Below are 22,064 nucleotides of genomic sequence, written 5' to 3'. Positions count from 1 at the left end.
TGCCAGGATCGGGGCTGGATTCCGGGCTTGATGCACTTCTCCCTGCTTGAACCGCTGGCGCCGCCGCTGGACGCAGCTCTGACCGCCCTGCGTCAGCAGCTGGCGGCCCTCGATCAGGTGGTGGTGGCCTATTCCGGTGGCGTCGACAGTGCCTTGGTGGCGGCCCTAGCCGTGGAGCAGCGGGGCGAGGCGGCTCTGGCCATCACCGGGGTGTCGCCCGCCCTGGCCCCCCATCTGCGGGCCGAGGCTCAGGAGCAGGCCCGCTGGTTGCGGATCCGCCACCGCGAGATCGCCACGGCGGAGCTGGAGGATCCCGCCTATGCCAGCAATCCCGAGCAGCGCTGCTACGCCTGCAAGCGGGAGTTGCACCGCCTGTTGGCGCCGATTGCGGCGGCGGCCGATGGCGCGACCGTGGTCGATGGCGTCAATGCCGACGACCTCGGTGACCACCGGCCCGGCATCCAGGCCGCCCGGGAGTTCGGCGTGCGCTCCCCCCTGGCCGAAGTGGGCCTCGATAAGGCAGGGGTGCGCCAGCTCTCCCGGGCTCTGGGGCTGCCCTGGTGGGACAAGCCGGCTCAGCCCTGTCTGGCGTCGCGGTTTCCCTACGGCGAGCCGATCACGGCGGAGCGGTTGCAGCGGGTGGCGGCAGCCGAAGCCTGGCTGCTAGCCGCCGGCTGGCCCCAGGTGCGGGTGCGCTCCCAGGGGCAGACCGCCCGTATTGAGCTGCCTGCCGATCAGCTGGCAGAAGCCCTGAGTTTCTGGGTCGAGGCCACCCCGCGGCAGGCGCTGGTGGCGGCCTTTCGGGCCTTGGGCTTCAGCGCCGTGGGCCTCGACCTCGAAGGGCTGGTGAGCGGCAAGCTGAACCGCGACCTCAGCCCGGGGGCTCAGTCCAGGTTCAGAGCGTCACCGCAGCGGTGAAGGCCTGATCCCGCAGCGGATCACGCAGGCTGCCGGCGATGGCCGTAGGCGTTTCGCGAAGGAAGCTGGTGAGCTTGTGGTCGTTGGCGGCGAGCTCTTCGGCGAGCACAGCGCAGGCCTTCTCGGGCATGGTGTGGTCGCCGCAGGTGAACACATCAACCGCGGCATAGCCCGATTCGGGCCAGGTGTGGATCGAGATGTGCGACTCGGCCAGCAGGGCCAGCCCCGTCACGCCCTGGGGTTCGAAACGGTGGGTGATCAGGTTGAGCAGGGTGGCACCGGCACGCTTCGCTGCTGCGGTGATGGTGTCCCTGAGGAAAGCTTCGTCGTCGAGCCGGGCGCTATCGCAGCCGTAGAGCTCGAGAATGCAGTGCTTCCCGACCGTATCGGAAACCTGGTGGGGGAGGGGGGCAGCTGGGTTGGTCGCTGCGGAGGCCTCGGTCCATCCCGGGTTCGGGTGGAGGCAGGGCAGGGTCTGGGTCATCGAATCCGACCGGACAAGTCGACCACCATACGTGGTGGGACCGGTGAAAGTGCCTAGGGCTCTGCTGCAATCTCTCCGCCCCCTTCGAGCAACCCGGCGCGCATCTGCACCACCTGACTCTGGGCCTGCCAGCCGCCGCTAAAGGCCCCCAGGTGGGTGGCGCTCACCAGACACTGGTGGCCCTCGCCCACGGCCTCCAGCAGCAGTTGTTGCCGCACCGGATCGAGTTCGGCCAGCACATCGTCGAGCAGCAGCAGGGGGGGCTCCCCCAGCACCGTGCCCACCAGTTCCAGTTCGGCCAGCTTGAGGGCCAGCACCAGGGTGCGCTGCTGGCCTGCCGAGCCGTAGCGGCGCGCCGGCTGGTCCGCCAGGCTCAGCCCCAGTTCGTCGCGGTGGGGGCCCACCGTGCACTGGCCCAGACGCAGCTCCTCGCTGCGCTGCTGCTGCAATTGCTCGAGCAGGGCCTGGCGCCAGGGCTCTTCCTCGTCCTCGCCGCTGAGTGCGGTGCCGCTCTGGTAGTGCAGCTGCAGCTGTTCGCGACCGCCGCTCAGCCGTTGCTGCCAGGCGGCGGCCAGGGGCTCCAGGCGCTGAATGGCCCTGAAGCGGCGCCGGTGCAGGCGGGTGCCGATCACGGCCATCTGCAGATCGAAGGTGTCGAGCAGGGCCTGCAGCGTGCCGCCGCCCAGGCTGCGCCGCAGCAGCTGGCTGCGTTGGCGCAGCAGCCGGCCATAGCGGCTCAGCAGATCGCCATAGACAGGCTCCAGTTGCAGCACCACCCGGTCCAGCCACTGGCGGCGACCGGCCGGTTCACCGCGCACCAGCTCCAGGTCGAGGGCACTGAAGCCCACGCAGCGCAGGGAGCCCAGCAGGTCGAGCTGACGCTCCAGCACCTTGCCATTGCGCTGGGCGGTGCGCCCGCCGCTGCGGCGCAGGTGGAGCTGCAGCAGATCACCGTTGCCGGTGGCGGCTCGCACCTGGCTGCTCGACTCCCCGTGCTGGATCAGGTCGCGGTCGCTGCCGGTGCGGTGGGAGCGCAGGCAACCCAGCAACTCCACAGCCTCGAGCAGATTGGATTTGCCCTCGCCGTTGGCACCAATCACCAGCAGCCGGGGAGCTTCCAGGGCCAGCTCCAGTCGACTGATATTGCGAAAACGCAGCAGCTCCAGGCGGTGCAGCCGGATGGGTCAGACGCGGTGAGCGGTTAAGGTAAGCCCACCGAGGTTCGGCCTTGGGCATGTAGCTCAGTTGGATAGAGCATCAGATTCCGGTTCTGAGGGTCGGGGGTTCGAGTCCCTCCATGCTCGTTTGCAATCAGGCCTTCAAGATGAGGCCCATCGCCCGGATCCTTCCGGGATCCACGGCAAAGCCATAGCGCTCCAGTGCCGTGAGGGCTTCCGGTGGTGCCGAGAGGGAAATGCTGCACCCCGCCAGCTCCCGGCGCAGCCGTCCCAGGGCGCCATGCACCAGCACCGCCAGGATCTCGCTCTGGCCAGGATCGGCTGGATCGGCACAGAGGTCCCAGAGGTTGGCGTTGAGGGCCAGATCACTGGTGGCCCGCACGAAGCCCACCAGCTGCCCATCGGGGGCGGCTACGGCCAGGTGCCAGAGGCTGCACTCCAGCACCCGCTGCCAGCGCTCGGCCGGGCGCGGCTGATCGCCACTAGCCACCAGGAGTCGGTTGAGGGATTCAGGGCTGGGCGCCCCTTCGGCCAGCAGGCGATAGCCCTCCCGCAGACGTGGGGCTGGGGGCTGGCTGCGGAAGGGGATCAAGAGGGAGTCCAGAGCTGGGTTTAGCCGGTGTTGCGCATGCCCGCCGCGATGCCGTTGATGGTGAGCAGGGCCCCCCTCAGCAGTTCGCTGCGGCTGTAGGTGCGGCCATCGTCGCTTGCGGCGGCGGCCGCTTCGCTCATCGGTGGTTGGCGGTTTTGGTCGCGTAGCCGCCGCAGCAGGGCCACCTGCAGGAAGCCCAGGGGAATGATCGTGCGGTTGCGCAGATCCACCGACAGCTGCAGCGCCGGATCGCCATCCAGGAGCCGGCTGTGGCCGGTGATCGCCAGCACCAGATCCCTGGTGAGCACGAATTCGGCTGCAATCACCTGGAAGATGTGCTCAAAGGCTTCGCGGTGTTCGCTGCGGCCCAGCACCTGGACGTAGTGGTGGGCTAGATCCAGATCAACCTTGGAGAGGGTCATCTCGACCTTGGAGACCAGCATGCGGAAGAACGGCCAGCGCTGATACAGCAACCGCAGCAGCTCCATCTGGCCGGGGTCCTGGTGCAGCTCCTCCTGCAGGGCGGCCCCCACCCCAAACCAACTGGGCAGCAGGAAGCGGCTCTGGGTCCAGCCGAACACCCAGGGAATGGCCCGCAGGCTTGAGAGGTCTTTGGCGCCACCTTTGCGGCGGGCCGGGCGGCTGGAGATCTGCAGTTTGCTGATCTCTTCGATCGGCGTCACCTGCTGGAAGAAGGCCACCAGGTCGGGATTGTCATGCACCAGGGCCCGGTAGTGGTCGCGGGAACGGGCCGCCAGCCGGCCCATCAGGTCATTCCAGCTGGGGGTGTCGTCGACGGGGGTGCTCACCAGGCTGTTCTGCAGCACGGCGGTGGTAACCGTCTCCAGGTTGTAGAGCGCCAGCTCCGGTAGGGAGTATTTCGAGGCGAGCACCTCTCCCTGCTCGGTGATCTTGATCCGGCCGCTGAGGGTGCCACTGGGCTGGGCCAGGATCGCCTGGTAGGCAGGACCGCCGCCCCGGCCCACCGAGCCGCCGCGGCCGTGGAAGATGCGCAGGGCGATCCCGTGCTCGATCGCCAGCCGCTGCAGGGCGATCTGGGCTTTGTGGATCTCCCAGTTGCTGGAGAGGAAGCCGGAATCCTTGTTGCTGTCGGAGTAGCCCAGCATCACTTCCTGCAGGGGCTGGCCGCCATCGCTGGCCAGCAAAGCCCGGTAGAAGGGATGGCGGAACAGGGTGCCCATCACCGCCGGGGCCCCCTGGAGATCTTCGACCGTTTCAAACAGCGGCACCACCAGCAAGCCGGCTTTCTGGGCCATCGGGTCGACCAGGCCGGCCTCCTTGGCCAGCAGCAGCACCTCCAGCAGGTCGGACACCGTGTGACTCATCGAGATCACATAGGTGCGGCAGATGCGGGAGCCGAATTCCTGCTGCAGCCGCTGCAGCATGCGGAACACGGCAAAGGTTTCCGCCGCGGCAGCGCTCCACTGGGCTGCGGGCGGCAGCAGGGGCCGGCGGGTCTGCAGCTCCGTCAGCAGCCACTCCACCCGCTGCTGCTCGTCCATCTCCCCGTAGGGCACGGGCAGCTGCAGGTAGCGGCTGAGTTCGTCGAGGGCGTCGCTGTGGCGGGTGCTCTCCTGGCGGATGTCGAGGCTGGCCAGGCAGAAGGCGAAGATCTGGGCCTGGCTGATCAGGTGCTGCAGCAACTCGCAGCTGAGGCCGGTGCCTTCGAGGCTGTCCTGGATCAGCTCTAGGTCGTTGCGAAACTCATCGACTGTGCTGTAGTGAAGCTCCTGGGAGGCTGGGGGCGTCAAGCTGCCCCCCATCGGCGGCGGCGGGGCACTGCCGTCACAGGGTGATTCCCAGCCCGCATCGGCCAGCTGCTGGTTGCGCTGGTGGGTCAGCCGCAGCCGCTCCAGGGTGTAACTGAGCTTGAGCCGGTAGGGCTCGAGTCGGTAGCGGGCCGCCCGTTCCTCGTAGATCTCGGGGAAGCGCAGCCGGTCCATCTCCAGCGATTCGAGCAGGGCCGGGCTCACCTGGCTCCACTGCATCGAGATGCTGAGCTGGTCGCGCAGCTCCGTCACCGCCTTGATGTAGCGCTCCAGCATCAGCTGTCGCTGATAGCAGGCGGTCCGCCAGGTGATGTCGGGGGTGACCGAGGGGTTGCCGTCCCGGTCGGAACCGACCCAGGAACCGAAGGTGCAGAACGCATCCCGCGGCGGCTCCACGTCCGGGTAGCTGACCTTCAGGGCGGCGCGAATCCGGTCGCGCAGCTGCGGCATGGCATCGAAGAGCACCTGCTGGAAGTAGTGCAGGGCGTAGTCGACCTCATCGAGCACCGTGGGTTTGAACTGGTGCAGTTCGTCGGTGCGCCACCACAGCCGGATCTCCTCCTCCAGCTGCAGCCGCAGGCTCTGGCGCTCCAGGCTGTTGAGGCCGCTGCCCTGCTCCAGCTTCTGGATGAGGGTGGCCACCCGCCGCTGTTTGTGCCGCACCGTGTGGCGCACGATCTCGGTGGGATGGGCCGTGAACACCAGCCGCAGATCAAGGGTGCGCAGCAGGTTTTCCAGCTGGGCTGGAGGCACATTCAGGCTGCGCAGCCGCTCGAACAGCTGGCGGAAGGTGGCGGGGTCGGTCTGGTTCGCCAGGGCCGGCAGGAAGGGGTCGCTGGGGCAGCTGTCCTGGTTTTTGAGGCTGTCGAGGTAGCTGTCCTCCTCGATGTGCTGCTCGAGAATGTTGACCAGTTGGAAATAGAGGGAGAACGCCCGGGCCGCAGCGATCGCTTCGGCCAGATCCATCTCCCGGATCAGCTGCACGATCGCGCTGCTGGCATCGCCGCCGGTGCTGTCTTCCCCTTCACTGGGGTCGCTGAGGTGTTTCAGGCGCAGCAGCCGCTCCGCCTGCCCGGGGGGGCATTCGCTGCGCAGCACGGTTTCCCACAGGTCTTCGACCAGCTCCAGTCGCTCGCCCAGCAGGCGGGTGACCCGTTGCGAGGCGGGCGGGGTGGGCGTGGACTGCCGCATGGGAGCCGGATCGGCAGCAAGAAGATCCATGATCATCCCAAAGGACTCGGCCCTCCGACTGTGCCAGTTGCGTCCAGCAGTCCAGTCGCCTCCTGCAGGGCTGTTTCCTGGTCGGCCATTGCCTGGATCTCCCGGCTGAGGAGCTCCTCGATGGAGAGGCCGGCCTCCAGACCCGCCAGCCAGCGCATGGCTTGATTGCCGTTGTCGAGCACGTTCTGCAGGGGGGCCAGCACGGCGCTCAGGCCAAGCTCATCGGCCAGGGGCGTCAGCTCCGCCAGGTGTTCGCGCAGCCAGTGGCGGGCGGTCACCGGCGCCCCGTCGCGCCAGTGATGCAGCGTGGCCTCCAGGCTGGAACGGGCTGCGGCGCGGTCGTTGGCATCCGCCAGCTTGGCCAGTTTGGCGGGGCTCAGCCGGCTTGTTTGCAGTGGGTCGTTGCGCTTCGGGTCGCGCAACAACTGCTGCAAGCGCAGTTCGGCGTAGGCCGTGATCGCCAGCAGCACCAGCGGATCGGTCACCAGATCGCAGATGCGGATCTCCAGCCGGTTGAGGTCGTGGGGCCGGTTGTCGCCATTGGGCCGCACCGACGTCCAGAGGTGGCGCACGTTCTGCATCGTGCCCAGCTCCAGTTGCTGCCCCATCCAGCGGATGTAGTGCTGGTGGTCCACAAACAGCGGCACATCCGCGGGCGTCAGCGGAAACTGCAGCCAGCGCTGGGAGTGAGCGCCGGTGGCGGCCCCATCGAGAAACGGTGAGCTGGCACTGAGGGCCAGCAGCAGGGCCGCCTCGCAGCGCATCAGCCGCAGCCCGGCAAACAGGCTGTCCATCTGTTCGGGGGCGCTGCTCAGCCCCAGGTTGATGTGCACGCTGGCGGTCACCACCTTGGTGCCGTAGGTGGTTTCGATGTAGCCGTGGTAAAGGTTGTTGGGGTCGGAGCGCTCGAAGCGGTGGCTGTCGCCCAGGCTCAGGGTGCTGCCAGGCAGCAGGGTGAGCTGGCGGCTGGCCAGCCAGTGGCGCAGCCGTTGGCGCGGCTCGAGCAGCAGCTGCAGCTGGCGGGTGTAGCTGGCATCCGGGGGGGTGATGTATTCGAGGTTGCGGTGGTCCGGCTCGGTCACGAAGCCCTCCAGGGCCGCCGCCGCCTCGGCCGAGCAGCCCACCACCGTGCCGTCGGCCCGGCCGGTGTACAGCTCCACTTCAAAACCCTTCAGCAAAAGAGGCGAGCTCATGGCTGGGCCGGCAGCAGACAGGCCAGGGCCTTCAGCATGCCCCGGGCCTTGTTGAGGGTTTCCTGGTATTCGGCTTCGGGCTTGGAATCGGCCACCACGCCGGCGCCGGCTTGCACTTGCACGCGCCAGCCCCCCTCGGGATGGGGCAGAACCACCATGGTGCGGATGGTGATGGCGGTGTTGAGGGCGCCGGCCAGGTCGACGCCGCCATACACCCCTGAATAGGGGCCGCGGGCATCCGGCTCCAGAGCATGGATCAGCTGCATGGCGCGGATCTTGGGGGCGCCGCTGACGGTTCCGGCCGGGAAGGAGGCCATCAGCAGATCCCACACCGTTTGCCCCTGCGCCAGGAGCCCCTCCACCTGGCTGACGATGTGCATCACGTGGGAATAGCGCTCGATCACCATCAGATCGCTCACCTGGACGGTGCCGGGCTGGCAGACCCGGCCCAGGTCGTTGCGGCCCAGATCCACCAGCATCACGTGCTCGGCCCGTTCCTTGGGATCGGCCAGCAGGTCGGCCTCCAGGGCTAGATCTTCGGCCTCATCGGCGCCACGGGGGCGGGTGCCGGCGATTGGCCGCAGGGAGGCTTTCACAGACCCATTCGCGGTGGGTTCGGCCTTCACCATCACCTCCGGGCTCGAGCCGATCAGATACCAGCCGCCGAAGTTGAAGAACGCCATGTAGGGCGATGGATTCACCATCCGCAGGCTGCGGTAGAGCTCGAAGGGATCGCGCTCGATCCGGGTTTCCAGCCGCTGGCTCAGCACCAGCTGGAACACATCGCCCGCTTCGATGTGCTCTGCCCCACGGCGCACGGCGGCTTCGAAGGCTGCCTGGCCCACGTTGCTGCCGGTGGTGAGAGCGCTGGCGATTTCACGGGCGCTGGCATCGTGCCAGCGCAGGGGGGTGACGGAGTCCGGCAGGGGCCCATGCATGCGCTCCTCCAGGGCGGCGATGCGGGCGGCGGCGGCGGCGTAGGCGGCCTGGGGATCCTGGCCGCTGCTCAGGTCGGCATAGGCCACGGCGGTGATCTGGCGCTTGACCTGGTCGAACACCAGCAAGCTGTCGGCCAGCATCCAGCAGCCATCCGGTGGAGCACCCTCCGGGGCCTGGTGCACCGGCACGCTCGGCTCGATCCAGCGGATCAGCTCATAGCCCCAGAAGCCAAACAATTGCCCCACCGGCGGCAGGCCGGGGATCGGGGCGCTGGTCAGGGGCTCCAGGCACTGGCGCAGCAAGGAAAAGGGGTTGCCCTGCAACGGCTCGCAGCGGCCGTCGCGCCAGCGGCGCTCCGAGCGCTCCCCGCGGCTGGTGAGGGTCCAGAGGGGGTCGCTGACGACGAAGCTCCAGCGGCCGATCCGCTCACCGCCCTCCACCGACTCCAGCAGTGCGCCGTGGTCGTGGCGGGCGCCCACCTTCAGCCAGGTGGTGAGCGGTGTTTCCAGGTCGGCGGGCCAGCACTTCCAGAGGGGAATGAAGCTGTTGCCAGCCGCCACCGCCTCGAGGAACGCCTGCTGGGCAAGGCCATCGCGATCGGGGCTGGGCATCGGGCGGGCAGGCAAAAAAAACGGGGCGCCTGGCCCCGCCTTTATGGGGGTTGATCGACGCTGCTCAGGCGTCGAAGGTGTTCTTGCCCGTGAACTTGAGGTTGGCGGGATTGGGGTTGGCACCGATCCGGCGGGGGTTATGACCCACCATGGCGCGGCCTTCGTTGACCTTCTCAGGGAAGACGCCGTCTTTGGGGTGCAGGAACTCGGTGTCGCCGCCGGGGAAAATCCGGTAAATCTTGTAGTCCTCGATCCGGGGCTTGAACTTGGTGCGCAGTTGGGTGCCGAGCGCCAGGCACTGCTCCTTGCGGGCGAAATACATCAGGTTTTCGCCCTCATTCATGTGGGCGGCGCCACCGGTGGGCAGCTCGAACACCTGTTCCTTCGGGCTGCTCCAGGTGATGGCGTATTTCTCCTCAGTTTCAGCAGAGTTCAGCAGGCCGCCGGTGCTGCCGATGTACTTCGGGAGTTGACCGCTGAGCACCGTCGCTGCCATGGCTTTCGAACGTTTCAGCCGGAAACTAGCACCGTGTTTTTGACCGGATCGGGGCTTCTGCTCCACTCTTCACACCCGTCAACAAACGGCTCCTCCCGTCGGATCTTCAGCACACGGGAAAGAACACGGTGAGGCCGCTGCCGCTGCGTTCCGTCAGGCGGCCGCCGAGGCGATGGAACAGCCGCTGGGTGGCTTGGCGGCTGAGCTGCAGGCTGCCGGTGGCTGGATTCCAGCTCAGCACCGGCCCCACCAACTCCCGCTGTTCACTGTCCTCTGCGGAGGCGGTGTCCTCGAGGCGGTGGCCCTCGCTGCTGAGTTGCAGCTTCAGCCGTGACCCCGCTGGCAGCAGGCTCACGGTCACGCGGCTGCCGCTGGGCAGGCCGCGGCTGAACCGGTCGATCAGGCCGCCCAGCGTGGTTTCCAGGCGGGCCGGATCACTCAGCACCGGCGATAGGCCTGCGGCGATCTCCAGCTCCAGCTCCAGGCCCCGGCGGGCTAGCTGCCGTTGCCACAGCTCCTGGTGCTGGCGCAGCACCTGGCTGAGGTCGGTGCGGGCGAGGGCGTGATTCTCGAGGGTGGCCTCGCCGCCTGGTTGCCGCTGCAGTTCAGCCGCCAGAAAGATCAACCCAAACCGGTCAATCTGCTCGCTGCATTCGCCGTCGATCTGCTCCAGGCGCTGGCGCACCACAGGCGAGAGATCACCGCGCCGCAGCAAAGAGCGGATCAGGGTGCGAATCGTGGCCAGCGGCGTGCGCACTTCATGGGTGAGGGCCTCGAGCAGGGCCAGTTCGCTGCTGATGGCCCGGGGGGTGTCGCCGCCGGGGCGATCCCGCGCTGTGCCGCCGTGCACCAGGGGTTGCAGGGTGAGGCTGGGGGCCATCGCGGCCAGCCGTTCGCCCATCCGCGGCCAGAAGCGCAGACCCAGCTGGTCGTCGCTGCGCAGGGGGCCCAGCCGTTGCAGGGCGCTGCGCAGCGACGACGAGGCTTCCGGGTCGCGGGCCAGCAGCCGTTCGTGGATCAGCCGCAGAGCTTCCGAAAGAGCTGCCGGGTCGAAGCGCACGATCAGGCGCCGGCCTTCGGGCGGGCCATCCAGGCAGAGCGCCACCTGCAGCTGGGGGGTGATCACCAGCAGCAGCGGATCGGTGCCGTCGTCGTCCTCCAGCACCAGCCGCTGGAACCCACCCGTGCTGGCGGCCCTACCCGCTCCGGGTAGCAGCGGGGCAGAGCCGGGTAGCAAGTCGTCGAGCTCGCGCGGGGCCCACACCCAGCCCTGGAGCTGCTGCAACAGGGCCGGTTCGTAGAGCGCGGGCAGGGGGGCGGCCAGCCACAGTCCGTCGAGGGGCTGGCCCTGCAGCAGGAAGTCCTCCTGCAGGGTGGCCAGGGCTGCCCACCACTGGCGCCGCACGGTGTCTTCGCTGCCGACACCGGCCGGCACGCCCTCGGCCAGGCAGCGTCGCAGGTCGGCCAGGCTCACCAGCGCCCCTGGGAGATGCGGCCCCGGCGTGCCACGGAGGCACACAGGCCAAGGGAGATGAAGTTGACGAGCATGGCGGAGCGTCCGTAGCTGAGCCAGGGCAACGGGATGCCGGTTACAGGGCCAAGGCCGATGGTCATGTTGATGTTCACCACCACCTGAAACATCAACATCGTGGCAATGCCCACAACCACAAGCGACTCGACGTCGCTGCGGGCCTGGCCGGCGATCTGCAGCAGCCGCCACATCAGCAGAACAAAGCCAACCACCACCAGCAGCGAGCCGATGAAGCCCAGCTCTTCTCCCAGTGCGCTGAAGATGAAATCGGTGTGCTGCTCAGGAATGAAGCGCAGTTTGGTCAGAGAGCCGCGCATCAATCCGGTGCCCCAGATCTGGCCCGAACCGATGCCCACCGTGCTCTGCAACAGGTGATAGCCACCGCCCAGGGGGTCCTTGGTGGGATCGAGAAACAGCACCAGGCGGTCGCGCTGGTAGTCCTTCAGCCCGTTCATCCAGAGCCAGGGGGTCACAACAGCGGTCAGCCCTTGCAGAGCCAAAACCAGCACCAGGCCCAGCCGCTTCCAGGGCAGGCTGCTCCAGGCCAGCCAGGACACCAGGGGCAGCCAGGCCAGCAGAATCCAGGGTTGCGTGCCGGCCAAGATGGCGGTGATCAGGGGCGCCAGCAGCAGGGCCAGCCAGGCCCAGGGCATCCCCGCCCAAAACAGCATCACCAGCAGCAGCGCCCCAAAGACAAGGGATGTGCCCAGGTCGGGCTGGATGAAGACCAGCAGCCAGGGCAGAGCGATCACGGCAGTGGGCCTGATCAGGTCGACCGGTCGCTCCACGGGGTGGCGGGACAGCACACTGGCCAGCAGCAGAATCGCAGCCAGCTTGGCGAATTCGGAGGGTTGCACATTGAAGCCGGCGATGCTGATCCAGCGCTGGGCTCCTAGGGCGGTGGTGCCGATGAAGCGCACGGCAATCAGGCTGGAGACGGTGATTCCGAAGATCGGCCATTGCCACTGCACCACTTTCTCCAGGGGCAGTCGCGCCAGCAGCAGGGCTACCACCATGCCCACTGCAGCCGTCACCCAGTGCTGGTACCAATCGGCGTAATCCGCCTGGCGCTGGGTGCTGGCGATCAGGATCCCTGCCAGCGCCACCATGGCCAAGGGGATCCCCCAGAGGATGAGGTCGACGTCGGTCAGAGGGCTCTTCTTCCGGCCGCGGCCGGCGAAGAATCGATTTTTTCGCCGTCCCCACTGGCCCAGCATCGGATTCAGGCTGGCACCAGGTGGGCGGCTCCGATGCGCTGAGCCAGGGCCAGGAAGGTTTGGGCGCTGGCCGACTCGGGATGGCTCAGCACCACGGGACGGCCGCTATCGCCGCCTTCCCGAACCGGCATCTCCAGGGGTAATTCGGCCAGCAGGGGGACGCCGGCTTCATCTGCCAGGCGGGCGCCGCCGCCGCTGCCAAACAGGGCATAGCGCTTGTCGGGAGCATCCGGCGGAATGAAGACGCTCATGTTTTCGACCACGCCCAGCACGGTCACCCCCATTTGCAGGAACATCGCCAGGCCGCGGCGGGCATCGGCGAGGGACACCTGCTGCGGGGTGGTGACGATGATCGCCCCGGCCATCGGCACGGCCTGGGCGATGGTGAGCTGGGCGTCACCGGTGCCGGGCGGCAGATCCACGATCAGCACATCCCGCTCGCCCCAATCCACTTGATAGAGGAACTGGCGGATGATGCCGTTGAGCATCGGCCCCCGCCAGATCACCGGTTGGTTCTCCTGGATCAGCAGCCCCATCGACACCATGGCGATGCCACAGGTCTCGATTGGGGTGAGCACCTGGTGGGCGCCTTCGCCGCGCACTTCGGGGGTGCGGTCAGCCACCCCCAGCATGGTGGGGGCGTTGGGGCCGTAGATGTCGGCATCCAGCAGGCCGACCTTCAGCCCGGAGGCGGCCAAGGCGCAGGCCAGGTTGACGGCCACCGTGCTCTTGCCCACGCCCCCCTTGCCGCTGCTGACGGCGATCACCTGACGGACGCCCGGGATGGCCTGGCGTTCTGGCAGTTGTCCCTGGCCGCCCGCGCCATGGCCGCCCGCCCCGATCGGGGCGGAGCCGGCGGGTTGGGCCAGTTCGATCTGCACGTCGTTCACGCCGTCGAGGGCGAGCAGGGCGGCTCTAGCCTCGGTGGCAATGCGGTCGCGCTGGCTCTGGGCAAAGCCGGGTAGGGCCAGCCGGAATACGGCTCGATCGCCGTCCAGCCGGGGCTCCTGAATCCAGCCCAGCTCCATCAGGCTGCGCCCGCTGCCCGCATCCTGGACGGCGTTGAGGGCGGCAAGGGCCTGCTCCACAAAAGCCATCGGGGTTGCGAACAAGGCTTCCGATCCTAGGGGCCACCGCCAAAGCCCTGGCTGTGGCCTCGCCGTGACAGACCCTCTCGAACACTTGTGTGGATGGGGGGTGGCCTGAAATGGTGAGACCTTTCCGGCGCTCTTTCGGCGCACTGTCGATGCTCAAGGCCCTGCTGGCGCGTGGCAAAAACAAGCTGGCCCTGGAGGCCCCGCCGGCCGATTCGCGCCAGCGGGCCAAGGCTCTGCTGATGGGCCTGCAGGACTCCATCTGCGCCGGCCTGGAGCAATTCGATGGCGTCGGCCGTTTTGAAGAGGAGAGCTGGGTGCGCCCCGAGGGCGGTGGCGGCCGCTCGCGGGTGATCAAGCAGGGCCGCGTGTTTGAGCAGGGCGGCGTCAATTTCTCCGAGGTGGAAGGCTCCGAGCTGCCCCCCTCGATCCTGAGCCAGCGGCCCGAGGCCAAGGGCCACCGCTGGTTTGCCACCGGCACCTCGATGGTGCTGCACCCCCGCAACCCCTACATCCCCACCGTTCACCTCAACTACCGCTACTTCGAGGCGGGCCCGGTGTGGTGGTTTGGTGGCGGCGCCGACCTCACCCCCTACTACCCCTTCCTGGAAGACGCCAAGCATTTCCACCGCACCCTCAAGGGGGCCTGCGACAGCGTGAACCCCGCCTATTACGAGGTGTTCAAGCCCTGGTGCGATGAATACTTCTTCCTCAAGCACCGCGGCGAAACCCGTGGTGTGGGCGGCATCTTCTACGACTACCAGGATCCACGCGGCGTCCTCTACAAGGGCCAGAACCCGAGTGGCCCGGCCGCGGCCGCCAGCCAGGCCGTTGGTGCGGTGAACCAGAGCTGGGAGCAGTTGTTCCAGCTGGCCTCCGCCTGCGGCAATGCCTTCCTGCCGAGCTATGTGCCCATCGCCGAGAAGCGCCAGTTCACCCCCTTCGGCACCCGCGAGCGCGACTTCCAGCTCTACCGCCGAGGCCGCTATGTGGAGTTCAACCTGGTGTTCGATCGGGGCACGATCTTCGGCTTGCAGACCAATGGCCGCACTGAGTCGATTTTGATGTCGCTACCACCGCTGGTGCGCTGGGAATACGGCTACCAGCCAGAACCTGGCAGCCGCGAGGCCCTGCTCACCGAGCTGTTCACTCGCCCCCAGGATTGGTTGAAGGACGGCTCGCTTGTGGGGCGCTGCGCCCCCCATCAGGCGGTGGACTGATCGCCACACCCTCAGGCTCCGCAGCGCCGGATGCAAGGCCCTGCTGCAGCGCACTCACCACCCGCTCGGCAATCGCGGCGATCGCCGCATCGCGTCTGCGGGGATTGCGCAGGGCCGCCTCCAGGCTGCCCTCCAGCTTGCCAATCTCCAGGATGGCAATTCCACGTCTGGGGGCCCCGAGGCCGTTGCGGTAAAGCAGGGGGTAGGGGCCAAAGGCGATCGCCAGGCTTTCGTCGAGGCGGCTGGGCGGGCGATGCAGCGGTGGGATCAGGCCCGACCCCACCCCGTCGGGGCCATAGGCGTCGTAGTGGATTTCGAGGGCATAGCCACCGGCCTCCGCATGGGCCTTGCCCACGCTCCAGTTGGTGCGGGGATCGTCGGCGTTGGCGATCGTGCGCAGGGGTGGTTCGTAGAAGCGGATCGCCAGGCCGCGCTGCTGCCCCAGGGCCACCACCGCCTTGGCGGTGAGCAGGTTCCAGTAGAGCTCATCGCGGATGCCGGGCTGCATCGGGGCGGCCCCGGCAAGATCGACCGCGGCGCCTGCCGTGCCGGCTCCGCCGATCCCCTGGGAGTCGGCATGGCCGGCCAGCACGAGGATTTCGGTGCGGCTGGGCAAGGGGACCTGGCCCAGCCAGTCTTTGCTCAGTCGGCTGCGGGGGCCAGTCAGGGGATCCAGGTTGGCCAGCAGCGGGGCCTGGGCGGCGGCGGCGGAGCCCAGGGTGAGGGCCCCAAGCAACACGGCACCAACCCACCGACGTCGATCCATGGCTGGGCTGGTGGAAGGGCTAGATGGGGGAACTGAGCAGCTTGCCGTCGCTGAACAGACCCAGCTGGGGGCCCAGTTCCAGCTCAAGGGCGATCAGCTCGTCGCGGTGGGCCCGCAGCCGCAGGGCACTGCCGGTGGCGCTGTCGTGGCTGATCAGGCGCAGCTCCAGGGTTTCGGCCCGCATCGCCCGGTTGCGGTAGATCAGGCCCGCCGCCGGGCCCAGCAGCGCCAGCAGCAGCGGCCACCAGCCCAGTTGGGGCAGCAATTGCCGCAGAACCAGCCCGAGGCAGGCGGCCCCCACGGCCCCGAGCACCGACAGCAGAACAGCCAGCCAGGGGCTGGCGGCGACTTCGGCGCGGAAGCGCAGGTGACGCCGCTCTGGATCACTCGATTCGGTCTGCCAGCCGCGCTGCTGCAGCCACTCGGTGAGCCGGGTCAGCACCTCCAGAGGCGGCCGCGACGAGCGCACGTCCACCACGGTGGTGCGGTCTTTGCTGGCAGCCCGCAAAAAGAACACCAGGCCAATGGCCAGGAGCAGGGTGAGCAGCAGGGTGGAGCCGAGGTTGGCCATCCCCCCCATTGTGCCGCCAGCCGGGGGGCCGTGGCTTGCCAGCATGGGGGCGCACTTGTTCCCTCCGCATGGCCGCCCCATCCGCCCCCAGCAACCTGCCGGCCCCCGCCCGCTTCGCCGTGTTCGATGCTGACCTCGACGCGGAGTGGGCCGCCCTGTTTGCCGGTGCGCGGGCCCTCGCGGTGGACACCGAAGCCATGGGCCTGATCCACGGCCGCGATCGCCTCTGCCTGGTGCAGATCTGCGACGACCACGACAACGTGTGCTGCATCCGTCTGGCCCGGGGCCAGAGCGAGGCGCCCCGGCTCCAGGCGCTGATGGAAAACCCGGCGATCGAGAAGGTGTTCCACTTCGCCCGCTTCGATGTGGCCGCCCTGGCCGAAAACCTCGGCATCACGGTGAACCCGATCTTCTGCACCAAGGTGGCCAGCCGCCTGGGCCGCACCTACAGCCCTCGCCACGGTCTCAAGGAGGTGGTGCAGGAGTTGGTGGGCGTTGAGCTCGACAAGCAGGCCCAGAGCTCCGACTGGGGCCGGGTTGAAGATCTCTCCGATGCCCAGTTGGCCTATGCCGCCGGGGATGTGCGCTACCTGCTGCCGGCCCGGGACCGGCTGGAAACCATGCTCAAGCGCGAGGAGCGCTGGGAGTTGGCTCAGCGCTGCTTCGGCTGTCTTCCGGTGTTCGCCGATCTCGATCGCCAGCGCTTCCACCTGCTGTTCGAGCACTCCACAGGCGGGAATCGCTGAGCCCCGCCTGGGCGGCGCGTCAGTCTTCAACCATGAAGTTCTCGTCGTTGCCCACCGCCTCCAGCAGGGAGGTGAGCAGCTCGTGGTGGTTGGCGCCGCTGCCCTGGGCCTCCTCCAGCATCTGCTCGGCCAGGGCCAGCTTGGCGGCCGTCTCCCGGAGCCCCTGCTGGGAGGCCTTCACATCCACCTTGCGGCGGGCGGCCGCCAGGCTGATGCCCAACTGGCTGGCCAACTTGCCGCAGGCGGCGTTGTAGGCCCGATCAGGAATGCCGGCCATGGCAGCGCAGAGGCAGAGGATGGCCGCATCATCCCAGCAGGCGCTGCTCCACCAACGCAGCCAGCCGAGCGCTGCCGCCGGCTGGCCCCATGCGGCGGCGGCCCCAGGCTGCGCGCCGCGCCCGTTCGTGGGGATCCTCGAGCAACTCCTGCAGCCGCCGGACCAGATGCTCCGGGCTCTGGCAGGGCTGCACGGCGCCGCCGAGCAGCCGGCTCTGGCGGCGGGCAAAGCCCGCCTTGAACTGCGGACCTGGGCCCGGCAGCGACAGCGACGGCACCCCCAGCCCCGCCAGTTGTTCGGTGGCGGTGCCGGCGGTGGCCAGGCCCAGTTCGGCCCAGCTCGCCCAGCGGCTGAAGCTGTGCTGGCCCAGCAGCAGCTGCCAGCGGCCCCTTCCCCAGCTGGCGCTGGCGCCGATGGCGGCCGCTTCCGCGCTCAGGGGCATCGGGGTGAAGCCCCCACTCTTCAGGAGCTGGGCCCAGGCTGCCGCGCTGGGGGCTGAGCCTGAGGCCACCAGCACCACCGCCGGATCGGGCGGCTGCCCCAGCGCCAGGCAGCCCAGCAGCCGGCGGGCGTTGGCGAGGGATTCGGGCAGGCGGCTGCCGGCCAGCAGGATGAGGCGCCGTTGGCTCTGCAGCCAGGCCGGCAGAGGGGCGTGGGGGAAGCCATCCATCATCGGGTTTCCGGGAGCCAGGGCCGCCACCCCATGGCGGCGTAGCCCGCGGGCGGTGAGCCTGTCGCGCACGGCCACGAGCCGGCAGCGCCGGCTGCCCATCACGGCCCATTCCCACGGATCCCATTCGCTGCCTTTGCAGCGGTGGTAGGCATCCGCCAGGGGCGAGGGGCGCCAGCCGGGTGGCCCTGACGAGGCCCAGGTGCAGTCGCTTTTGGGGGTGCCGATGAAGCCGAAACGGCCGCCGCTGCTCCAGGCCAGCAGCAGGGGCAGCAGGTCGCCGACGGCCAGCACCGGATCGCCCTGGCGGGCCCAGACGCGCACCAGGCGTAGCTGCCGCCAGCTCAGCAGGGGCAGGCCGGCGGCCAGGTCGCGGGCCAGGCCCCGCAGGCTCTGGTTGCTGAAGCCGCCGCTGGGGAGCTGCAGCTGGGGGCCGAGCCGCTGCAGATGGCCAGCGGCTTCGTCGGCGGCGAAGGCCTCCCCCAGCCCGACCAGGGGCAGCACCCGCACGATCAGATCGGGCCGCCGCTGCCGCAGGGCCTGCAGCACGCGCTGGGCGATCAGATCCTCCCCGTGGCCGTTGCTCAGAACCAGCAGACGGGAGGACATGCCATGGCTGATACGATCCGCTGCAGGGAGTTTGCTCCCTGTGCGGCGGCATGGCCAAGTGGTAAGGCAGAGGATTGCAAATCCTTTACCCCCAGTTCGAATCTGGGTGCCGCCTTTGCTCTAAAGAGTGTATAGCGCCTCTTTCTTAGTGCCTAGCACTAAAAAACAGGCGTGGATGTGGCAATTTTGTTGGATTCGTCATCCGCCAAACGGTTGGCAAGTCGGTTGGCAAGTTTTGATATGCCACTTATTCGCTTTTCCACCCCGTTCTTGCCAACGGAGTCGGTTTTCATTTGTTCATCGTGCCACCCACTGAGAGCACCGCTTGGTCAGATGCTCCCCCTGAGGAATCAGACCTTGGTGAATCGGACAGGTCAGCAGGGTGACGCAGTGCCTGCCGACCTCGTAGCGGAAGTGCTGACAGGTCATACAAACGCTTGAGGAGCGGGAAGGTTTGAGGACATTCCACTCAAGGAACTCCCACTCTTCAGCGGGAGCGGCAGGTGGCACAGGGCGGACAGCAGGCATCACTGGCGGGCGGATACACCTGTACTAGTCGCGGTCGGGTGGTGGGGTCAAGGAGTCCATTGAGTCCCTTATCGCCGAGGCAGTCGCCAAGAACTATGCGAGAACCGCATAACAGGCAAGACCCAGTCCCACAGGCGAGAATGGGCGGAAGTGACCAGACCGAGTGACCGACTCAGCGACCATCGGCGCAACCGAAGCAGACGACGAGGACCTGGGCGACCTGCTGCTGGAGGTGCTTCCTGGTGACGGCACCACCATCGGGAACATGTCGGCACGGGAGGCACTGAGTCGGGTAGCAGAGAGGCAGATCAGCGAAGAGGAGTACGAGGCAGTCAAGGAGAGAGCACTCGCCCTGGGAATGATCCGTAAGGGTCGTGGTCGTGGTGGTGCCATTGGACTGGAGGAAGGAATCCCTGGAGGCAGTCGCTACGAAGCACCCTCAACACCCACACCCCGCCGTTCCAGTGGAGGCAATGGGGTCACACCAGAACCCACCTTCCAGATCGGGCAGAAACTGACCCTCTCCCAACTGGAGTCGTTCCTTTGGAAGAGTGCCGACATCCTGCGGGGAAGCATGGATGCCTCGGAATTCAAGGACTACATCTTCGGGATGCTGTTCCTGAAGCGTCTGTCCGATGCCTTTGATGAGGCACAGGAAGGCGTGATCCAGTACTACCTGGATAAGGGCAAGACCCAGGAGCAAGCAGAGGCACTGGCAGAGGACGAAGACGAGTACGACAAGACCTTCTATGTGCCTGAGAAGGGTCGCTGGAAAAACCTCAAGGACCTCAAGCACGACATCGGTGCTGAACTGAACAAGGCAACCGAAGCGATTGAGGAGCAGAATCCGACGCTTGAAGGGGTACTGAGTGCGATTGACTTCAACATCAAGAACAAACTGAACGACGGAAAACTTAGGGACCTACTTTCTCACTATTCGCAGTTCCGATTGAGAACAGAGGACTTTGAGCGTCCTGACCTTCTGGGTGCTGCCTACGAATACCTGATCAAAATGTTCGCTGACTCTGCGGGCAAGAAAGGAGGTGAGTTTTATACCCCTGGTGAGGTAGTGCAACTGCTGGTGGCACTCATCAAACCTCATGCGGGAATGAGAGTGCTGGATCCGACCTGTGGTTCAGGCGGAATGCTGCTTCAATCACGGAACTATCTGGCGAAGCACGGGGAGAACGAACAGAACATCAGTTTGTTCGGGCAGGAGATGAACCTGAGCACCTGGGCGATCTGCAAACTCAATATGTTCCTGCACGGGTTCTTCAACGCAGACATTCGCAAGGGAGACACTCTTGGCGATCCACAGCATGTGGAAAATGGCGAACTGATGCGATTTGATCGTGTGATCGCCAATCCACCTTTCTCCTTGAAGAACTGGGGTCGGGAACGAGCAGAACACGATGGGTACGGCAGGTATCGCTTCGGCATTCCCCCTAAGGATGCAGGGGACCTGGCATTCGTTCAGCACATGATCGCTTCACTCAATCAAGAAGGCGTCATGGGTGTGGTGGTGCCTCACGGGGTCTTGTTCCGTGGTGGTCAGGAAGGCGAAATCCGTAAGGGCATCCTGGAAGACGATCTGGTGGAAGCAGTCATTGGTCTGCCGTCAGGATTGTTCTATGGCACGGGGATCCCTGCGGCACTTCTGATCATCAACAAGAACAAGAAGGTGGAACGGCGTGGGAAGGTGCTCTTCATCAACGCTGAACTGGACTACCAGGAGGGCAAGAACCAAAACCTTCTGAGAGACGAAGACATTGAGAAGGTGGTGGGATGCTTTGACGCCTACAACGAAATCAAGCGGTTCTCACGGGTAGTGCCGATTGAGGAGATACGGGAAAACGATCACAACCTGAACATCCGTCGGTACGCAGACACCTCACCACCGCCTGAACCCTTTGATGTTCGTGGGATTCTTCATGGTGGAGTGCCGATCAAAGAGATTCAGAGCGAGTACATCCAGGAGATCCTTGAAGGATTTGATGTGAGTGTGGTCTTGGTTCCCAAGGATGGTGAGTATTTGAAGTTCAGGGATGACATTCAGGAGAAGTCCCAGATCCGTCAGCACTTAGGAGACGCTTCTGATGCGATGATTCAGCAGTTTGAGCGATGGTGGGAGAAGTACGGGGTCTCACTCGCTCAGATTGATGCTGAGGTCAAGGAAGCAGAAGCAGTGATGCACGGGTTCCTGAAGGAGTTGGGATATGAGTGAGTATCCATCTGATTGGAGAGTTTTGCCACTTGGGGAGGTTGCTGAAGTTGTAGGGGGAGGAACACCAACCAGGGATGTGCCCGCATTCTGGGGAAATAATCACTACTGGATCACCCCGTCTGAAGTCGTTGCCAAAGACGGACAAACGGCAGATCGCTCAAAGGAACAAATTAGCGATTTAGGACTGCAAAGCAGTGGAGCAAAACTTCACCCTCCAGGGACCATCCTGATGACCAGCAGGGCATCAATTGGATTCGCTGCAATTACCCAAATAGAGATATGTACTAATCAGGGTTTTCAGTCGCTCAGATGCGGCAATGAACTTGACAACTGGTTTGCCCTACACCAGATCAGACATAGAAGGGCAGAGTTATATCAATTGGCGGCGGGGAGCACATTCCTTGAAGTATCTGGAAGCAATGTCCGATCTTTCCCTTTCATAGTCCCCCCACTCCCCGAGCAGAAGAAGATCGCCGAGATACTCTCTGGGATTGACGGCGCCATAGCAAAACTGAAGTGCAAAGCACAAAAACTTGACTCGCTTCAGTTCTCACTGACAGAAGAATTTGCTCAAGAGTTGCATGACAAAGGAGAACCATCAGCACTTGAGGAGAACGCCGAGATCAGGACTGGAGTCGCAAAGAATTCCAACAACGAAGGGGACATGGTTGAAATGCCCTACATGAGAGTCGCCAATGTGCAAGATGGATACCTTGACCTAAGCGAAATAAAGATGATCAGCATAGACAGAGGAAGGATAGAAAGATACATGCTTCAGAAGGGTGATGTGCTAATAAACGAAGGAGGCGACCTTGACAAGGTGGGTAGAGGCGTGATCTGGCACGAGGAAATCAAGGAATGCCTACACCAGAACCATGTGTTTGCCGTTAGATGCTCAGAGCGACTCATGCCTGAGTTCCTGTCCCTGTACTTGAAGTCATCGCATAGCAAGAATTACTTTCTTGGATGCGCAAAGCAAACAACAAACCTCGCCTCAATCAACAGCACCCAACTAAAGTCATTCCCAATTCCAGTCCCTGAATTAAGCGTCCAGGAGAAATTCGTAAAGCGCATCACATCAACGAAGGATTTGTCTTTTGCGATTGCTACTGAGATCTCTGGATTGGGTGCAATTAAAAAAGCGATTTCAGGCGATCTCCTCTCAGGTCGCAAGAGGGTCAGAGTCTAA

19 protein-coding genes and 2 tRNA genes are annotated in these 22,064 nt (G+C 65.7%); 7 read left to right on the top strand and 14 right to left on the bottom strand.

Translation table 11 applies throughout. The features are described 5' to 3' along the window. The first annotated feature begins 30 nt into the window (after positions 1-30). Positions 31-918 (top strand): ATP-dependent sacrificial sulfur transferase LarE, encoded by an 888-nt coding sequence (gene larE / locus KBY65_RS10315; RefSeq protein ID WP_094560030.1) that lies wholly within the window; start codon positions 31-33, stop codon positions 916-918. Here larE and speD read toward each other — a convergent pair. After that, on the bottom strand, positions 896-1,402 hold the full coding sequence (gene speD / locus KBY65_RS10310) for an adenosylmethionine decarboxylase (protein ID WP_094560029.1): 507 nt from the start codon (positions 1,400-1,402) through the stop codon (positions 896-898). The two genes, larE and speD, sit on opposite strands and share 23 nt — an antisense overlap. Positions 1,403-1,455: 53 nt before the next feature. Next, a complete protein-coding gene (recF, locus tag KBY65_RS10305) occupies positions 1,456-2,583 on the bottom strand; it encodes a DNA replication/repair protein RecF (protein ID WP_409996641.1) in 1,128 nt (375 codons plus the stop codon). Positions 2,584-2,632: 49 nt separating this feature from the next. Here recF and KBY65_RS10300 point away from each other — a divergent pair. Then, a tRNA-Arg gene (locus KBY65_RS10300) sits at positions 2,633-2,706 on the top strand. 7 nt (positions 2,707-2,713) lie between these two features. Here the strand turns inward: KBY65_RS10300 and KBY65_RS10295 are convergent. From KBY65_RS10295 to KBY65_RS10260, 8 genes are all read right to left on the bottom strand, one after another. Continuing rightward, a complete protein-coding gene (locus KBY65_RS10295) occupies positions 2,714-3,172 on the bottom strand; it encodes an N-acetyltransferase (RefSeq protein ID WP_255001532.1) in 459 nt (152 codons plus the stop codon). 20 nt (positions 3,173-3,192) lie between these two features. After that, positions 3,193-6,153 carry a phosphoenolpyruvate carboxylase gene (gene ppc / locus KBY65_RS10290; RefSeq protein WP_255001531.1) on the bottom strand — a complete coding sequence of 987 codons (2,961 nt, stop codon included), beginning with the start codon at positions 6,151-6,153 and terminating at the stop codon, positions 3,193-3,195. 32 nt (positions 6,154-6,185) lie between these two features. After that, entirely contained in the window at positions 6,186-7,376 is a 1,191-nt protein-coding gene (gene gshA, locus KBY65_RS10285; protein WP_255001530.1) for a glutamate--cysteine ligase, read from the bottom strand. Then, a complete protein-coding gene (locus KBY65_RS10280; RefSeq protein WP_255001529.1) occupies positions 7,373-8,926 on the bottom strand; it encodes an anthranilate synthase component I family protein in 1,554 nt (517 codons plus the stop codon). Before KBY65_RS10280 ends, gshA begins: the two co-directional genes overlap by 4 nt. A 64-nt stretch (positions 8,927-8,990) precedes the next feature. Further along, the gene (locus KBY65_RS10275; protein ID WP_094560023.1) at positions 8,991-9,422 is read right to left on the bottom strand and encodes a photosystem I reaction center subunit II PsaD; all 432 of its coding nucleotides are present in this window, start codon (positions 9,420-9,422) and stop codon (positions 8,991-8,993) included. A gap of 106 nt (positions 9,423-9,528) precedes the next feature. Continuing rightward, positions 9,529-10,899 (bottom strand): sensor histidine kinase, encoded by a 1,371-nt coding sequence (locus KBY65_RS10270; RefSeq protein WP_255001539.1) that lies wholly within the window; start codon positions 10,897-10,899, stop codon positions 9,529-9,531. Then, complete coding sequence (rodA, locus tag KBY65_RS10265) at positions 10,893-12,170, bottom strand: rod shape-determining protein RodA (protein WP_255001528.1); 1,278 nt, start codon at positions 12,168-12,170, stop codon at positions 10,893-10,895. Before rodA ends, KBY65_RS10270 begins: the two co-directional genes overlap by 7 nt. A gap of 5 nt (positions 12,171-12,175) precedes the next feature. Further along, on the bottom strand, positions 12,176-13,267 hold the full coding sequence (locus tag KBY65_RS10260; protein ID WP_255001527.1) for an Mrp/NBP35 family ATP-binding protein: 1,092 nt from the start codon (positions 13,265-13,267) through the stop codon (positions 12,176-12,178). A gap of 149 nt (positions 13,268-13,416) precedes the next feature. On the opposite strand from KBY65_RS10260, the gene hemF reads away from it, so the two are divergent. Then, positions 13,417-14,484 (top strand): oxygen-dependent coproporphyrinogen oxidase, encoded by a 1,068-nt coding sequence (hemF, locus tag KBY65_RS10255; RefSeq protein ID WP_255001525.1) that lies wholly within the window; start codon positions 13,417-13,419, stop codon positions 14,482-14,484. Here the strand turns inward: hemF and KBY65_RS10250 are convergent. Further along, complete coding sequence (locus tag KBY65_RS10250; RefSeq protein WP_255001524.1) at positions 14,411-15,250, bottom strand: dehydrogenase; 840 nt, start codon at positions 15,248-15,250, stop codon at positions 14,411-14,413. The genes hemF and KBY65_RS10250 overlap by 74 nt on opposite strands. Before the next feature lie 19 nt (positions 15,251-15,269). Further along, the gene (locus KBY65_RS10245; RefSeq protein WP_094560017.1) at positions 15,270-15,821 is read right to left on the bottom strand and encodes a cofactor assembly of complex C subunit B; all 552 of its coding nucleotides are present in this window, start codon (positions 15,819-15,821) and stop codon (positions 15,270-15,272) included. A gap of 68 nt (positions 15,822-15,889) precedes the next feature. Between KBY65_RS10245 and KBY65_RS10240 the strand changes: the two genes are divergently transcribed. Next, positions 15,890-16,567 carry a ribonuclease D gene (locus KBY65_RS10240; RefSeq protein WP_254987913.1) on the top strand — a complete coding sequence of 226 codons (678 nt, stop codon included), beginning with the start codon at positions 15,890-15,892 and terminating at the stop codon, positions 16,565-16,567. Between the two features lie 19 nt (positions 16,568-16,586). Here KBY65_RS10240 and KBY65_RS10235 read toward each other — a convergent pair whose 3' ends face one another. Further along, positions 16,587-16,844, bottom strand: coding sequence for a hypothetical protein (locus tag KBY65_RS10235; RefSeq protein WP_255001523.1), 258 nt, complete (start codon positions 16,842-16,844; stop codon positions 16,587-16,589). A 28-nt stretch (positions 16,845-16,872) separates the two neighbouring features. Beyond that, entirely contained in the window at positions 16,873-18,123 is a 1,251-nt protein-coding gene (locus KBY65_RS10230) for a lipid-A-disaccharide synthase-related protein (protein WP_255001522.1), read from the bottom strand. A 44-nt stretch (positions 18,124-18,167) separates the two neighbouring features. On the opposite strand from KBY65_RS10230, the gene KBY65_RS10225 reads away from it, so the two are divergent. From KBY65_RS10225 to KBY65_RS10210, 3 genes are all read left to right on the top strand, one after another. Further along, positions 18,168-18,238 (top strand) — tRNA-Cys (locus tag KBY65_RS10225). 576 nt (positions 18,239-18,814) lie between these two features. Further along, positions 18,815-20,875, top strand: a complete 2,061-nt coding sequence (locus KBY65_RS10215) for a type I restriction-modification system subunit M (protein WP_255001520.1) — start codon at positions 18,815-18,817, stop codon at positions 20,873-20,875. Continuing rightward, positions 20,868-22,064 carry a restriction endonuclease subunit S gene (locus tag KBY65_RS10210; protein WP_255001519.1) on the top strand — a complete coding sequence of 399 codons (1,197 nt, stop codon included), beginning with the start codon at positions 20,868-20,870 and terminating at the stop codon, positions 22,062-22,064. The genes KBY65_RS10215 and KBY65_RS10210 overlap by 8 nt, the downstream gene beginning before the upstream one ends.

Origin of the sequence: Cyanobium sp. Alchichica 3B3-8F6 (assembly GCF_024346435.1) — a bacterium.
Lineage (GTDB): Bacteria > Cyanobacteriota > Cyanobacteriia > PCC-6307 > Cyanobiaceae > Cyanobium_A.
The sequence above is the reverse complement of the archived record's forward strand: the minus strand, read 5'-3'. Positions and strand labels throughout refer to the sequence as shown.